Annotated in this window: 13 protein-coding genes; 10 read left to right on the forward strand and 3 right to left on the reverse strand. The window is 49.7% G+C overall.

What is annotated here, in order from left to right:
- Positions 1 to 120: 120 nt before the first annotated feature.
- The 3 genes from gcvT to gcvP all read left to right on the forward strand — a co-directional run bounded on the left by gcvT (position 121) and on the right by gcvP (position 4,713).
- Complete coding sequence (gene gcvT, locus CPY98_RS03485; RefSeq protein ID WP_096386364.1) at positions 121 to 1,218, forward strand: glycine cleavage system aminomethyltransferase GcvT; 1,098 nt, start codon at positions 121 to 123, stop codon at positions 1,216 to 1,218.
- A gap of 71 nt (positions 1,219 to 1,289) precedes the next feature.
- Positions 1,290 to 1,676 (forward strand): glycine cleavage system protein GcvH, encoded by a 387-nt coding sequence (gcvH, locus tag CPY98_RS03490; RefSeq protein WP_043490943.1) that lies wholly within the window; start codon positions 1,290 to 1,292, stop codon positions 1,674 to 1,676.
- 154 nt (positions 1,677 to 1,830) lie between these two features.
- Entirely contained in the window at positions 1,831 to 4,713 is a 2,883-nt protein-coding gene (gcvP, locus tag CPY98_RS03495) for an aminomethyl-transferring glycine dehydrogenase (protein ID WP_096386366.1), read from the forward strand.
- 90 nt (positions 4,714 to 4,803) lie between these two features.
- Here gcvP and CPY98_RS03500 read toward each other — a convergent pair whose 3' ends face one another.
- Positions 4,804 to 5,676 (reverse strand): LysR family transcriptional regulator, encoded by an 873-nt coding sequence (locus tag CPY98_RS03500; protein WP_096386369.1) that lies wholly within the window; start codon positions 5,674 to 5,676, stop codon positions 4,804 to 4,806.
- Between the two features lie 104 nt (positions 5,677 to 5,780).
- On the opposite strand from CPY98_RS03500, the gene budA reads away from it, so the two are divergent.
- The 3 genes from budA (at position 5,781) to CPY98_RS03515 (ending at position 10,197) form a co-directional block, all read left to right on the forward strand.
- Complete coding sequence (gene budA / locus CPY98_RS03505) at positions 5,781 to 6,563, forward strand: acetolactate decarboxylase (protein ID WP_043490950.1); 783 nt, start codon at positions 5,781 to 5,783, stop codon at positions 6,561 to 6,563.
- A 29-nt stretch (positions 6,564 to 6,592) separates the two neighbouring features.
- Positions 6,593 to 8,269 carry an acetolactate synthase AlsS gene (gene alsS, locus CPY98_RS03510; protein WP_025799178.1) on the forward strand — a complete coding sequence of 559 codons (1,677 nt, stop codon included), beginning with the start codon at positions 6,593 to 6,595 and terminating at the stop codon, positions 8,267 to 8,269.
- A gap of 527 nt (positions 8,270 to 8,796) precedes the next feature.
- Positions 8,797 to 10,197 (forward strand): sodium:alanine symporter family protein, encoded by a 1,401-nt coding sequence (locus tag CPY98_RS03515; protein WP_096386371.1) that lies wholly within the window; start codon positions 8,797 to 8,799, stop codon positions 10,195 to 10,197.
- A 602-nt stretch (positions 10,198 to 10,799) separates the two neighbouring features.
- Here CPY98_RS03515 and CPY98_RS03520 read toward each other — a convergent pair.
- Entirely contained in the window at positions 10,800 to 11,450 is a 651-nt protein-coding gene (locus tag CPY98_RS03520) for a hemolysin III family protein (RefSeq protein WP_025801627.1), read from the reverse strand.
- Positions 11,451 to 12,110: 660 nt separating this feature from the next.
- On the opposite strand from CPY98_RS03520, the gene CPY98_RS03525 reads away from it, so the two are divergent.
- Positions 12,111 to 12,995, forward strand: a complete 885-nt coding sequence (locus CPY98_RS03525) for a nucleoside-specific channel-forming protein Tsx (RefSeq protein WP_043490960.1) — start codon at positions 12,111 to 12,113, stop codon at positions 12,993 to 12,995.
- Positions 12,996 to 13,196: 201 nt separating this feature from the next.
- Entirely contained in the window at positions 13,197 to 14,015 is an 819-nt protein-coding gene (locus CPY98_RS03530; protein WP_096386374.1) for a shikimate 5-dehydrogenase, read from the forward strand.
- Between the two features lie 148 nt (positions 14,016 to 14,163).
- Here the strand turns inward: CPY98_RS03530 and ygfZ are convergent, their stop codons facing one another.
- Positions 14,164 to 15,153 carry a tRNA-modifying protein YgfZ gene (ygfZ, locus tag CPY98_RS03535; protein WP_043490963.1) on the reverse strand — a complete coding sequence of 330 codons (990 nt, stop codon included), beginning with the start codon at positions 15,151 to 15,153 and terminating at the stop codon, positions 14,164 to 14,166.
- Between the two features lie 378 nt (positions 15,154 to 15,531).
- Between ygfZ and sdhE the strand changes: the two genes are divergently transcribed.
- Complete coding sequence (sdhE, locus tag CPY98_RS03540) at positions 15,532 to 15,798, forward strand: FAD assembly factor SdhE (RefSeq protein WP_025801623.1); 267 nt, start codon at positions 15,532 to 15,534, stop codon at positions 15,796 to 15,798.
- Positions 15,779 to 16,192 carry a protein YgfX gene (locus CPY98_RS03545; RefSeq protein ID WP_043490966.1) on the forward strand — a complete coding sequence of 138 codons (414 nt, stop codon included), beginning with the start codon at positions 15,779 to 15,781 and terminating at the stop codon, positions 16,190 to 16,192. Before sdhE ends, CPY98_RS03545 begins: the two co-directional genes overlap by 20 nt.
- Positions 16,193 to 16,225 lie beyond the last annotated feature (33 nt).

The following is a 16,225-nucleotide window of genomic DNA, read 5'->3' on the forward strand; positions in this document are numbered from 1 at the left end:
GTGTTCAGCTTTAGGGAGCACATCAACATTTTTAGGCAAAAAATATCTTATTAGCGCGCCCGGGACTCTATAGCGGATGGCTTGTACCGGATGACAAACGTTCAGGAAAAGAGGGTTAAGATGGCCAAACAGACTCCACTCTTCGATCAACACGTCGCCTGCGGCGCGCGTATGGTTGATTTTCACGGCTGGATGATGCCACTGCACTACGGTTCTCAACTCGATGAGCACCACGCGGTGCGTCAGGATGCGGGCATGTTTGATGTGTCACACATGACCATTGTCGATCTTCGTGGGCCGCGCACGCGTGAGTTCCTGCGCTACCTCCTCGCTAACGATGTGGCAAAACTGACGGTGCCGGGCAAAGCGCTCTATACCGGCATGTTGAACGCCTCTGCGGGCGTTATCGATGACCTGATCGTTTATTTCCTTGAAGAAGAATATTTCCGCTTGGTGGTTAACTCTGCCACGCGAGAAAAAGATTTGGCGTGGATCACCGAGCATGCCGAGCCCTATCACGTTGAAATCACCGTGCGCGACGATCTAGCACTGATTGCGGTGCAAGGCCCACAGGCGCAAGAACGTGCCGCAACGCTGTTTACTGATGCACAAAAACAAGCGATCAGCGGTATGAAACCGTTCTTCGGCGTGCAGGCTGGCGACTACTTTATTGCGACAACGGGCTACACCGGCGAAAACGGCTATGAAATTGCTTTGCCAATCGGCGAAGCGGCAGAATTCTGGCAGAAGTTGGTGAAAGCGGGCGTTAAACCGTGTGGTTTGGGCGCGCGTGACACTCTGCGTTTAGAAGCTGGCATGAACTTATATGGTCAGGAAATGGATGAAGGCGTTTCGCCGTTAGCCGCCAATATGGGCTGGACCATTGCTTGGGCGCCGGAAGATCGTGACTTTATCGGCCGCGAAGCATTAGAGCAGCAGCGTGAGAACGGTACCGAAAAACTGGTTGGTTTGGTGATGACCGAAAAAGGCGTGCTGCGCAATGAGCTGCCGGTGCGTTTCACCGATGCCAACGGAAATCTTCAAGAAGGTGTGATCACCAGTGGTTCCTTCTCACCAACCTTAGGTGTCAGTATTGCATTGGCCCGCGTGCCTGCAGGGATTGGCGAAGAAGCTATCGTGCAGATCCGTAACCGTGAAATGCCAGTGCGTGTCGTGAAGCCCGGTTTTGTGCGCAACGGTAAAAGCCTGATTAACTAGGCTACGCTCGCTACGCCAATTGAATCAGACTTATAAAGTAAAATTTAACAAACATTTAAGAGAGGATGTCGATGAGCAACGTGCCTACTGAATTGAAATATACCGCATCTCACGAATGGGTTCGTGCAGAAGGCGAAGGGGTGTATAGCGTTGGTATCACCGAGCATGCACAGGAACTGCTGGGCGATATGGTCTTTATCGATCTGCCAGAAGTCGGCACATCTTTCGATGCGGGCGATGACTGTGCGGTGGCCGAGTCTGTGAAAGCGGCTTCCGATATTTATGCCCCAATCAGCGGCGAAATCGTTGCTATCAACGATGAGCTAGAAGGTGCACCAGAGCTGGTCAACAGCGCGCCGTACTCCGAAGGCTGGCTGTTCCGCATCAAAGCAACAGACGAAGCGCAAATTGCTGGTTTGCTGGATGCCGCAGCCTACGAATCTTCTATCGAAGATTAATGCCTGCGTGGTGAATGGTGTTGGGCGCAGCCGCGCTTGATCGTGCTTCATCCTTTTTCCCCGCGCTCTGAGCGGGGAGAAAGTGAGTTCGTGCCGCATTTAGTTGTGTCAAATCAGCATTTCTTTTGTATGTACATTTAGGAATCAGTCACTCATGACCCAGACTCTCAGCCAGCTCGAAAACAGCGAATCCTTTATCGCTCGCCATATCGGTCCGTCTGCCCAACAGCAACAGCAAATGCTGGAAACCGTTGGCGCACGCTCTTTGCATGAACTGATCGAGCAGATCGTTCCTTCCGATATTCAGTTACCTACTCCGCCAGCGGTCGGTGATGCCGTAACGGAACATCAGGCGTTGGCTGAGCTGAAAGCCATTGCGGGTCAGAATCAGCGTTACAAATCCTTTATTGGTATGGGCTATCACGGTGTTTTAATGCCGCCGGTTATCCAGCGCAATATGCTGGAAAATCCGGGCTGGTATACCGCTTATACGCCATATCAGCCGGAAGTTTCCCAAGGTCGCCTTGAGGCGTTGCTGAACTTCCAGCAATTGACGCAGGATCTCACCGGTCTTGAATTAGCGTCGGCGTCCTTGTTGGATGAAGCCACCGCCGCGGCGGAAGCCATGGCCTTGGCGAAGCGTGCTAGCAAGCTGAAAGATGCGAATCGTTTCTTTGTGGCAGCCGATGTTCATCCGCAAACGCTGGACGTGGTGCGTACTCGCGCTGAAACCTTTGGCTTTGATGTGATCGTCGATGATGCAGATAAAGTGCTCGATCATCAGGACGTGTTTGGCGTATTGCTGCAACAGGTGGGGACCTACGGCGAGCTGCACGACTACACCGATCTGATGAATGAGCTGAAAAGCCGTAAGGTGATTACCTGTGTTGCCGCCGATCCGATGGCTCTGGTGCTGCTGGCCGCGCCGGGTAAATTGGGTGCTGACGTTGTATTTGGTTCTGCGCAACGTTTTGGCGTACCCATGGGCTACGGTGGTCCACACGCGGCATTCTTTGGCTGTCGTGATGAGTTTAAGCGCTCTATGCCGGGGCGTATTATTGGGGTTTCTCGCGATGCCGCGGGCAATACTGCATTGCGTATGGCGATGCAAACGCGTGAGCAGCACATCCGCCGTGAGAAAGCGAACTCCAATATCTGTACTTCTCAAGTCTTGTTGGCAAATATTGCCAGCCTGTATGCGGTCTATCATGGCCCCGTTGGCCTGAAACGCATTGCCGATCGCATTCATCGTTTGACTGATATTTTGGCTGCGGGTCTGAAGCAAAAAGATGTGACCGTTCGCAACCATAGCTGGTTTGATACCCTCACGGTAGCCGTGAAAGACAAGGCTGAAGTGTTGGCGCGCGCGCTGAGCTTTGGTTTTAACCTACGCAGCGATATTCCGGGCGCAGTGGGGATTTCTCTGGATGAAGCGACCAGCCGCGAAGACGTTGCAGCACTGTTTGCTATTCTGCTGGGCGATAACCACGGGCTGGATATCGACACGCTGGATGCGCTGGTTGCAGAAGATAGCGTTGGTAGCATTCCTGCCCACATGCTGCGTACTGACCCGATTTTGACGCATCCTGTATTTAACCGCTATCACAGCGAAACCGAGATGATGCGCTACATGCATCGCTTGGAACGTAAAGATTTGGCATTGAATCAGGCCATGATCCCATTGGGCTCTTGCACCATGAAGCTGAATGCTGCTGCGGAAATGATCCCAATTACGTGGCCTGAATTTGCTGAGCTGCATCCGTTCTGCCCACCAGAGCAGGCTATGGGTTATCAGATGATGATTTCCCAGCTGTCGCAATGGCTGGTTCAGCTAACCGGTTATGATGCCGTCTGCATGCAGCCGAACTCTGGTGCACAGGGCGAATACGCGGGTCTGCTGGCCATTCGTCGCTACCACGAAAGCCGCAACGACGCTGCGCGCCATATTTGCTTAATTCCAAGCTCAGCGCATGGCACTAACCCTGCTTCAGCGCAGATGGCGGGGATGAGCGTGGTGGTGGTGGCCTGTGATGATTCTGGCAATATCGATCTGCACGATCTGCGTGCAAAAGCCGAACAGGCGGGCGAAGAGCTCTCTTGTATCATGGTGACTTACCCATCAACGCACGGCGTGTATGAAGAAACTATCCGCGAAGTGTGTCAGATCGTGCATCAGTTCGGCGGACAGGTTTACCTCGACGGTGCGAACATGAATGCGCAGGTTGGGATCACCACACCGGGCTATATTGGCGCCGATGTGTCTCACCTCAACTTACATAAAACGTTCTGCATCCCGCACGGCGGTGGCGGACCGGGTATGGGCCCAATCGGTGTGAAATCGCATTTGGCTCCGTTTGTACCGGGGCACACCGTGGTGCAAATTGATGGTTTAACCACCCAGAAAGGCGCGGTTTCTGCGGCCCCGTTTGGTAGTGCCTCCATTCTGCCAATTAGCTGGATGTACATCCGTATGATGGGCGCTGAAGGGCTGAAGAAAGCCAGCCAGACCGCTATCCTGAATGCCAACTATATTGCTACGCGCTTGAAATCAGCGTATCCGATTCTGTACGCAGGCCGTGATGGTCGCGTTGCGCATGAATGTATTTTGGATATTCGCCCGCTGAAAGAACAAACCGGCATTAGCGAAATGGATATTGCTAAGCGTTTGATCGACTTCGGTTTCCATGCCCCAACCATGTCGTTCCCTGTTGCGGGTACGTTGATGGTTGAGCCAACAGAATCTGAAAGCAAAGCCGAGTTGGATCGCTTTATCGATGCGATGCTGGCAATCCGTGCTGAAATTGAACGCGTGAGCAGCGGTGAATGGACGCTAGCGGATAACCCGCTGGTGAATGCGCCACATATTCAGGCGGAACTGGTTAATCACTGGGAGCACGCTTATTCTCGTGAACTGGCCGTATTCCCAACGGAATCAACACGTGAGAATAAATACTGGCCAACCGTAAAACGTCTGGATGATGTTTACGGCGACCGTAATTTATTCTGCTCTTGTGTGCCAATCTCTGAATATGAATAGCATTTAGATAGGCTGCCCAATCAAAACCGCTCTGACGTTAATATCGCGTCAGGGCGGTTTTTTTATGGACGTTTATGATGGGAGTAAGCGTTACAGCAAATTCAGTAAATGCAAAATAATATGGCTGCTGTCACCGCGACGCCACGCAATGGCAATATCGCTGGTTAGTCGAGTGTCTTTGAGCTTCAAACACACCACGTTTTTTTCGTCAATTTTGCTTAACGAGTCAGGCACGATGGCCATGCCAAAACCACCGCCCACCATGCTGATCGCCGAGGTCAGCTGAGGCGACTGCTGGCCTAGGTTGGGCGAGAATCCGGCGACTTCACAGGCATGGATCGTTTGGTCATACAGGCTGGGGGCGACCTCGCGTGGAAAAGTGATCAGCGATTCATCTTTGAGATCGAACAATGAAACCGCGCCGTTACGGCTAAGTGGATGCTGGCGTGGGAGTGCCACCATCATCTCTTCGGTGTCGATGACGCGACACATAAAATCTTTGCTGCGTTCGCACGGCAGGCGGATAAACGCGAAATCAATATTTCCCTCTTCTAATGCATTCATCAAACCGGACATCTCTTTCTCCTGCGGCTGAAGATGCATCATCGGGTAGTTTTCTCTAAAGCTATGCAGCAAAGAAAAAACCGCTGGGTTGAACGCCGTGGAGCAGGCGAAGCCGATATTGACCGTGCCGCTAATGCCTCGGGCGACGTTGCGTGCTCGCTCAAGCGCGGCATCGGTGAGTTTGATGATTTCACAGGCGTCTTTGTAGAGCGTTCTTCCTGTTTCGGTGAGCTCAATCCCGCGTGTTAAACGCTTAATCAGTGGGGTGCCAACTTCATGTTCAAGCCTTTGAATTTGCTGGCTGAGCGGGGGCTGTGAGATCCCTAGCTGTTCGGCTGCGCGCGTAAAGTGACCTGTTTGAGCCACCGCGACGAAATAGCGTAAATGGCGTAGTTCCATATCAAAAACGTCTCAAAGTGAACACAACATCATATTGGAACTCATTGCTGAAAGGAGTCAACCTTTAGTTAATAACGCTAATAATTGAAAAACTGGATCACCTCATGAAATCACATCCTTCTGACTGTTCATGCGTGGCAGACATCGCAAAAACGGCTATGCAGCTGCAACGTGCACACCCAGAACGCGTCATTTATCAAACTTCTCTAATGAGTGCGCTATTAAGCGGGGTTTACGAAGGGGAGACTACGATGGCCGATTTGCTCCAGCATGGAGACTTTGGCTTAGGTACTTTTAACCATCTTGATGGCGAGATGATTGCGTTTAACCGCAATATTTTCCAGCTGCGCGGTGATGGTAGCGCCCGCCGCGCTAAACCTGAACAGAAAACGCCTTTTGCGGTGATGACCTTTTTCCAACCGACCGAAGAATACCGCATCAACCGTTTGCATAGCCGCGATGAGATCCATCAGGTTATCGACAAAATGCTTACCAGCCAAAACGCCTTCTGCGCGCTGCGCATTGACGGGATTTTCCGTAACGTAGAAACGCGTACCGTGCCGGAGCAGCACCGCCCTTACAAACCAATGCAGGAAGCCATTGAGGCTCAGCCGACATACCACATTGAACATCGCGAAGGGGTGTTGATTGGTTTTCTGACGCCTAACTACATGCAAGGTATCAACGTTGCGGGATATCACGAACACTTCATCACTGCGGAGCGCGACTGCGGCGGCCATATTCTTGATTATCAAGTGGAAAGTGGCGTTTTGACCTTTGGCTCTATCGATAAATTACTGATCGATTTCCCACATGATGATGATTTTATGCAGGCCGATTTGTGCCCTGCAAATTTAGATACGGCGATTCGTTCCGTTGAAAGTTAAGCCTTTTTGGCTGCGAGGAGTGTGGTTCCATGAAAAAGTCTGATAGCAATAAAGCATGGCAGTGCGGGGCTGATTTGATCGTCGCTCAGCTAGAAGCTCAGGGGGTTAAACACGTATTTGGTATCCCTGGTGCGAAAATTGATAGGGTGTTTAACTCGCTGGTTGATTCCAGCATTGAAACCATTGCCGTTCGCCATGAAGCCAACGCGGCATTTATGGCGGGAGCGGTTGGGCGTTTAACCGGCAAAGCCGGTGTTGCCTTAGTGACATCGGGGCCAGGGTGCTCCAATTTAATTACCGGCGTAGCGACGGCGACCTCAGAAGGCGACCCTTTGGTTGCGCTGGGCGGGGCGGTGAAACGTGCCGATCATTTAAAACAGGTACATCAGACGATGGATACCGTGACGATGTTCCGTCCGGTAACCAAATATTCCGCCGAGGTGACTTCGGCGTCGGCATTGTCTGAAGTATTGGCGAACGGCTTTCGGGCCGCCGAGTTTGGACGCCCCGGAGCCAGTTTTATCAGCTTGCCGATGGATATTCTCAATGAGCCGGTCAACAGCAGGGTGTTAACAACACAGCATCCTACTCTGGGTGCGGCTCCTTTTGAAAGCATCGTGCAGGTGGCTCGTCGGCTGGAAAAAGCGAAAAATCCGGTGATTTTGCTTGGCTTGATGGCAAGCCAGCCGCGTAACGCGGACGCTATTCGCCGCTTATTGCATAAAAGTGGGCTGCCGGTCACCAGCACTTACCAAGCCGCTGGGGTTATCGATCAGGCTCACTTCCATCGTTTTGCTGGGCGCGTAGGACTCTTCAATAATCAGGCCGGTGACCGCCTATTGCGTAACGCTGATTTGGTCATAACCATTGGCTATAGCCCGATTGAATATGAGCCAGCGCAGTGGAATAACGATGATGCCGATTTGGTTCATATCGACATTATGCCTGCCGAAACCGATAGCGATTATCAGCCGGATATTGAGCTGGTAGGGGATATCGCAGAGACGTTAGATCTGCTGTCTGAACATATTCATGCCGCGCTTGATTTAAGCAGCGACGCGGTGGCGATTTTAGAAGAGCGCCGTCAGCAGCGCGATCTTTTAGCGCAGAAAGGAAGAAGCTTAACCCAGTTTGCCATTCATCCGCTGCGTTTGGTCAGAGCCATGCAGGATATCGTGAATAGTGACGTGACGCTGTGCGTCGATATGGGCAGCTTCCATATTTGGATCGCCCGCTATTTATACAGCTTCCGTGCGCGTCAGGTGCTGATTTCAAACGGACAGCAGACGATGGGGGTTGCGTTACCGTGGGCGATTGGTGCCGCGTTGGTCGACCCGAGCCGTAAAGTGGTGTCGGTTTCCGGCGATGGCGGTTTTATGCAGTCCAGTATGGAATTGGAAACGGCGGTGCGCCTAGGCGTGAATCTGTTGCATATCATATGGGTAGATGAAGAATACAATATGGTTGCTATCCAAGAGGACAAAAAATACCACCGTACGTCGGGGGTTAAATTTGGCCCGATTGACTTTAAAGCCTACGCGGAAGCGTTTGGTGCCAAAGGATTTGCCGTGACGTCTTCAGAAACATTGGAAAGCACGTTGCGTGCAGCGATGGACGTACAGGGGCCAGCGGTTGTCGCCGTGCCAGTTGATTACAGCGATAACGCGCTGCTGATGAGCCAACTGAATATGAGCGAACTATTTTAAGATTTATTATTGTTATTTCACCTACCCCGAAGGCTGTCTGACATAACATCTCTTCGGTTTCGGCCTCATCGTTTGCTTGATGGGGCTTTTTTTATTTATCCCGTTCAGGAATATCTTTAAGCCTTACTTTTTTTCATTAATTTTGGGTGAGATTTTCTAATGACAAAACCCAATAACCACAATTAAAGCTTGGCTGAGTGGTAATGTAAAAAGTGATAAATATTAAATAATTACATTGTTATTTCATCCTATTACTTACGCTAATCATCATTTTTACTCATGTTACTAATGGTCGGTTTCTGGGCAAGTATGGCGACAAAAGTGTGATAGAGTTCTCACCGTGAAATGTTCCCCTTTTTAAGACGCGATCAACGGGGCCTATCTGGCCTTATTTGTTGATACATCTGCATTTTTCATTATGGCAACCCACCTTGGTGCTTATACAGGCTACGGGTGAACTATTGGCTTAAAACAACAACCATGACGTGTGACCACACACGCACTGGCATAAAAACAGGTAAGGCATTATGGAATTCATTGCTCAGTTAGTTAATCAGGTAAACGGCCTGCTTTGGGATGAACTGCTGATTTTCCTCCTGTGTGGAACAGGTATTTACTACACGCTGCGTTTGGGTTTCATTCAGATCCGTCATTTTGGCTCTGGTTTTAAGGCGTTGTTCGGCGGTATTTCTTTGTCAGGCGCGAAGGCTGACAAGCAGGGTATGAGTTCATTTCAGGCGGTTGCAACGGCTATTGCTGGACAGGTCGGCACCGGCAATCTGGCTGGCCCCGCAACGGCGATTATCGCGGGTGGCCCCGGTGCGATTTTCTGGATGTGGGTTTCCTCGTTTCTGGGAATGGCGACGATTTACGCGGAAGCGATGTTGGCGCAAAAATTCAGATCAAAAGATAAAAACGGCCAAGTGGTCGGTGGCCCTGCGTATTACATTGAGAAAGGGCTGAACTGTAAATGGCTGGCCTGTATTTTCTCCGTGTTGGTGATTATTGCGCTGGGTTTTATCGGCAATATGGTGCAGTCCAACTCTATCGCGGCGGCGTTTAATAGCTCTCTGGGTGTACCGGGCTGGGTGATTGGTATTGTTTTGGCGGTGATCACCGGCGTAGTGATTATGGGGGGGATTAGCAGCATCGCCTCATTCACTGAGAAAGTGGTGCCGATTAAAGCGGTGTTTTATCTGCTGGGAACCTTGGTTATTTTGGTGCACAACGCCCACTATATTTTACCGGCGTTTAAGTCGATTTTTGTGGCGGCCTTTAATCCAACGGCGGTATTGGGCGGTGGTGCAGGGATTGCGATTCAGCAGGCGATGCGTTTTGGTATCGCTCGCGGTCTGTTTTCCAACGAAGCAGGGATGGGCTCAACGCCGCATGCTCACGCTGTGGCTAAGGTTGAGCGTCCAGAACAACAGGGCTATATCGCGATGATGGGCGTGTTTGTGGTGTGCGTTATCGTCACGCTAACCGCATTGGCGATTATCACATCGGGTATGAGCATGTGGGAGCTGGGTGGTAAAACCCAGACCAACTTCCTTGGTGTCTTCACCGGACAAGGCATTGCGGTGACTCAGCAGGCGTATACCTATGTTTATGGCTATTTTGGCAGCCTGTTTATTTCGGTTTCGCTGTTCTTCTTTGCTTTCTCAACGATTGTTGGCTGGTACTACTATGGTGAAATGAATATTCGTTATCTATTCAATTCCCAACGTGCGGTACGTGCCTATCAACTGGTGGTGATTGCCTTCATCTTCATTGCCTCGTTCTTCAAAGTTGAACTGGTGTGGAATATGGCAGATATGTTCAACGGATTGATGGTATTGCCAAACCTCGTGGCGCTGATTTTGCTGTCGCCGATAGTGATTAAGATGAGTAAGTATGTGGGTGGGAAGGTAGCGGAGAATAAAGTTTAAACATTGGTGGATGTTATGTCCGCAATTTTACCTTTGTACTGTGTGAACGTCCTTTGGGTATGGTGCATATTACGTCCGCCCAGAAGACCGAGTCTTGCATATGCATCGTGCGGGCGTCCGTGTTAGGGGGCCAGTTGCCGCCCCCTAACAACCCGGCTTGCCCCCCCCTTCCAGCCCGCTACGCGGGTGCCCTCATTTCATCATTCCGGTCTTAACGGAACGAACGGCAATCGCCATCCTGGCTCCTCCGTTCTTTCGCCGACGTCCCTGTCGGCGAATCCTAACCTGCATGATTCACTCGGCTGTCCGGTAACGTGCCGGAAAAGGTCAAATTCAAAAGATTATATTTGTTTATGTCTTGGGAGAAAGAGCAACGCTAACAGGATGTTAGCGTTAGGGGAGGAGGCGCCAAGGATGGCGCATGCCGACCCGGCGCGGAGATGGCGTCTCGGATAAAAGCGCGAGGATTGAAGGGGCGCGCGCTGGCGCCCCTCATCGGTCGCCTTCGACTCTAGCTATATGTGATTGCCGTTATAAAGGGCGAACGAAACCTTTCACTAGGACTGCATAGATATAGGCGAACGAAACCTTCCCCCTTCGATCTACACATACAAATAAATCGCAAAAAAATGACAAGCGCATCCGCCCAGCACAAACGCATGCCAGATGGCGTGGTTGTACGGAATTCGTTTACTGACGTAGAAAATTACGCCAAGCGTATAAACAATCCCACCTACGGCCAATAAGGTTACACCGCCCCATGCCAGCTTGGTGGCCAACTGATAGATAACAATTAATGACAGCCATCCCATTGTGAGGTAGGTGATAAGTGAAAGCACTTCAAAACGATGGGCAAACGCGAGTTTGAACAAAATACCAAACAGCGCAATTCCCCAGATGACCCCCATCAACCATTTGGCTAAGGTGGAATCTAATCCAACCAGCAGGAATGGGGTATAGGTACCGGCGATCAATAAATAGATGGCGCAGTGGTCAAACACCTTCAGCCAGCGTTTAACGTTCTGATGCGAAATCGCGTGATAGAGCGTGGATGCAAGAAACAGCAAAATCATGCTACCGCCGTAAAGGCTGTAGCTGGCAATGGCTGTCGCATCGGCACCGGTACCAATGGCTTGAACCAACAATAAAACCAGACCGACGATCCCTAGAATAAAACCAATTCCGTGGCTGATGCTGTTGGCAACTTCCTCTGCCAGTGAATATCCCTGCTGAACAATGTTTGCCTTTGCCATAGTGCGGCACTACCTCTGTTGAACAATGGAAATCATGCTATTGCTTAAAACTAGAGCTAGGTTATCTGAGAATTATTCCAGTGTACACGTGTAAGCTCAAATATAATTGCGCTAATTACGACATGAATTACTTTGCTTTTGTTTATCAGATATTTATATGACTTTAGAGCGAATGGGTTGGCTTTAGGAATTATAGTACATCAGAACGTTTGTCATGATTTTCACAAAATAATGATTGATTTATTAGCATTCAAACATTTGTTGGTCTGCGACATTGTAACAGCAGCAAAGTTTCGTCAATTTTTTCCTTTTGTAAGTTGCGCAACCTTTCATCCAGACACAAAAAACGTGAGTGTTTCTCCCCGAATGCCTGATGGAATAAGCCTTTCAGGGCAATTCTTATAATAATGACTTGGTTTTAAATTTGATTATTGCCGCAAAGATTGTAGAATCCCTCCGAATTTTTTCATCGCAAACGTGAACGCAATCGATTACGTATTTAAGAATGTATTCAGAGATCACAGATTTTTGTGAGCAATAATTTCTATAATACGCACGGCCAGAAAGGTGGGTTGTTGATCATTTGATGGCTATTTGTGGTGATGTTTACATGGGTCTTTTCCCTGGCAGGGAATTTTGCTTAAGGTAAGTAGCAATATTATGAAAAAAATAATTTTAGCTGCAGGCACCGTGCTTGCACTTTCAAGCAGCGTTACTGCTGTAGCAGCAGACAACAACAGCGAATATCTTTCTGACTGGTGGCATCAAAGCGTTAACGTGGTGGGCAGCGCCCATACGCGCTTCGGACCACAACTGAGAGACGATACTTACCTTGAGTACGAAGCTTTTGCTAAGAAAGATTGGTTCGACTTCTACGGTTATGTGGATGCGCCAATGTTCTTCGGCGGTGACAGCACCTCTCGCGGTATCTGGAACCACGGTTCTCCTCTGTTCATGGAAATTGAGCCACGCTTCTCTATTGATAAGCTGACCGGCACCGATCTGAGCTTCGGCCCGTTCAAAGAGTGGTACTTCGCGAATAACTATATCTACGATATGGGACGTAACAGCGATAACCGTCAGAGCACTTGGTATATGGGTCTGGGTACCGACATTGATACCGGCTTGCCAATGAGCCTGTCGATGAACGTGTATGCCAAATACCAGTGGCAAAACTACGATGCGGCCAACGAAAACGAATGGGACGGCTACCGTTTCAAAGTTAAATACTTCGTGCCAATCACCGAAGTATTGGGCGGTAAGCTGAGCTACATCGGCTTCACCAACTTTGACTGGGGTTCTGACTTAGGTAAAGATTCTGGCCATAGCGACCTGAATGGCATGCGTACTCGTACCAGCAACTCTATCGCTTCTAGCCACATTTTGGCACTGAACTACGATCACTGGCACTACTCCTTCGTTGCACGTTATTTCCATAACGGCGGACAATGGCAGGATGGTACTGAGCTGAACTTCGGCAAAGGTAACTTTGACGTGAAATCTACTGGCTGGGGTTACTACCTGGTTGCGGGTTACAACTTCTAAGTTTCACCGAGTTGATGCCTATACGAAAGGAGCCTAATGGCTCCTTTTTTGCATTTGGGCCCAGCCTGATAGCGGATTAAAAGAGGAACTTTTAACAGCAAATTCAGCCATTTTCACCCTGTTTGTTTTAGTCCATGATAGTGGCAAACGCAGGTGTCACTCTGCGGCTTTTCTGGATTCATTTTTTGGCGAAGAGGTTCTATGACTAAACATCTCAATAAAGATACTCAGGTATGTATGTCGCTGGCGGCGCGTCCGAGCAACTTCGGCACACGTTTTCATAATTATCTTTATGATGCGCTCGATCTGGACTATCTCTACAAGGCCTTTACGACCAAAGATATCAAAGCGGCTATTGGCGGTGTACGTGCGTTGGGGATCCGTGGTTGCGCGATCTCGATGCCGTTTAAAGAGGATGTTATCTCGCTGGTGGATGAGATGGATGCATCTGCTAACGCCATTGATTCAGTTAACACCATTGTGAATACCGATGGCTATCTCAAAGCGTATAACACCGACTATTTAGCGATTGCCCAGCTTTTGGCGCAGTATGCCGTTTCTCCTGAACAAGTCTTTGCCCTGCGTGGTAGCGGTGGAATGGCGAAGGCCGTGGCCTGTGCGTTAAAAGACGCTGGCTTTAAACAAGGCTATATTGTTGCCAAGAATGAAAAAACCGGACAGCAGCTGGCTTCGCTGTATGGCTATGAGTGGCGATCGGAAATGCAGGGCGTGGAAGCCGATGTGTTGATCAACGCAACGCCAATTGGCATGAGCGGGGGAGTCGATGCCGACACGCTTGCCTTTAGCGAAGATGAGATCGACCGTGCGAAGGTGATTTTTGATGTTGTTGCTTTGCCATCAGAAACGCCGATGATTCGTTATGCCAAGACTCAGGGGAAAACGGTGATTAGCGGCGCTGAAGTTTTTGCTATTCAGGCGGTTGAGCAGTTCGTGTTGTATACCGGCATTCGCCCCGAACATGAGCTGTTTTTGGCTGCGGCGAAATATGCGCGTGGGTGAAATGGGGTAAGTGCTTTTAGTTTGGCAGACCCCCTCCCAGCCTCCCCCTTAGCAGGGGGAGGAGCATATCGAGTGCGAAATTAATACCGAGAACCGTTCGGCCCCCTCCCCTTCGAAGGGGAGGGCTGGGGTCAAGCAATGGGATGAATTACCCTTCCACCAACGAATATGGCAGTGGTTGAATCGTTAGCATGCTGCCTTCATCGTCACGAACGCGTAGAACGCTATCGGTTTCTAAATCGTTATTGAGCACGACCTGAACGTTGAGGCTGCCGTCGTTAAGTTGAACGGCGGCTAATACCGTTCCGGTACGTCGCCAGTTTTCGCCTAACTTGAGTTCTAAATCTTCACCTGCCTGCGGTACGCGACTGGCTGAGCCTTGCAGCCAATAAAGCGCTCGCTTGTTGGCACCGCGATATTTAGCACGAGCCACCATTTCTTGGCCGGTGTAGCAGCCTTTTTTAAAGCAGATGCCATTCAGCGCCTGAAGATTCGTGGCCTGTGGAATAAACTGACCGCTATTAGCGACGTCAATAACCGGCTGGCCCGCTTCGATTTCAAGCTCAACCCACTGCTGACCGTCGTTAAACTGTGCACTGTCACGCAGCTTGTCTGCGAGCATTTCAGCGGTAGATAAAGAGGTTATCAGCAAATAGCGTGCTTCCGGCTGAGATAAATAGAGTAGCGTGGTGTCTTCATGCGTCACCGCCGGTGTGTTGGCATCAGGCAACTGCGGGAAATAGGCTGCAAGTGCCGCGTCTGCTTTAAAGCCAGCAACGCCGAGGATCACCGCATCATTGTCGGCACTGATAGTGAGTTTGGAAAACACAGCGTATTTTTTCAATTCGGTGATTTGGTTTTCTGCCACGCTGCGGCGTACCAAATAAGAGAAGCCTTCTGCTCGATGGAATAAACGCAGATCGCTCCACATTTTTCCCTTCGCGTCACAATGCCCGCAGAGGGTGTGTTCATGCTCAGTGAGTGCTGCAACGTCTACGGTGAGCTGGCCCTGCAAATATTTGCTAGCGTCAGGCCCTGTCACGTTTACCAACTGCCAATCGTTGAGCAACATTATTGTTAAGGGCAGATGGTTAGAGGCTACCGGTTGGCGTGGCGCGAAAAGAGAGTTCAAAGTCATGATGGTTCCCTACTGATGCAATCCCGAAATGGAATCCAACCATGTTAAGAGAGGTGGGTAGGATTGCAAATGGAAATATTGGGCTATTGGTATAAATGCTCACACGCAGAGATAAATATGTGGGACTAAGACGGCAAAGAGGGAGGAGAATTCCGAGTTTTTCTTTAAACCTTATATTTGCCGAGGTTTAACGCACGGTCTGGTACATAATGCACTAATAAATATGTCAGTTTGTGAACCTATTTTCTAAATCTTCGCTAGATTCGCGCTAAAATGGAGTCGCGTATCTCGTATCGGCTGGGAACCCAGTGAGCTACGGGGTGTCTTACGAGATTATCTTATAAGAATAAGGTTTAACTGATCAGGAGTGAGTAAATCATGGATATAGGAAATAAATCACGCATTCATTGGGCCTGTCGCCGCGGTATGCGTGAGCTGGATATCTCCATTATGCCGTTTTTCGAACATGAGTATGATTCACTGAGCGATGCAGACAAACAGACATTTGTACGCTTACTTGAGTGCGACGATCCCGATCTTTTTAATTGGCTCATGAACCACGGTTCACCCAAGGATCCTGAATTAGCGCATATGGTTAAACTTATTCAAACGCGAAACAAAGATCGTGGACCAATGGCGTTGTGATGTACGAGTGTCATGGCGAACGCAACTCTTGTTGTTAGTTACGCATGGCATTCTGATTTTGTTGATTTTGCTAGCACCCTGGCCGGAAAACTATAGTTTTTATTGGTTGGTGTTGCTGACTTTAGTTGTGTTTGAATGTATCCGCAGCCAAAAGCAGATCGCTAAGATTCAGGGAGAGTTTAGCTTTCTAGCTGATAACCATATTCAATGGCAACAGAACGAATGGGAGTTATGTAAGACGCCTTGGATCAGTGATTTTGGCGCATTGCTACCCTTGAGAAGTGTGAAGCCGCAGGGAACGAAAAAGCGTTTATGGATTGCGGCAGACAGTTTGACGCCAGAGGCGTGGTGCCATTTGCGCCGCACTTTGATGCAAACCCACCAGAGTGATTAGTGACCAGAGTGATTAGTGAATAGTGCCCGAGGT

The organism is Hafnia sp. CBA7124, assembly GCF_002355555.1.
Taxonomy (GTDB): Bacteria; Pseudomonadota; Gammaproteobacteria; order Enterobacterales; family Enterobacteriaceae; genus Hafnia; species Hafnia alvei.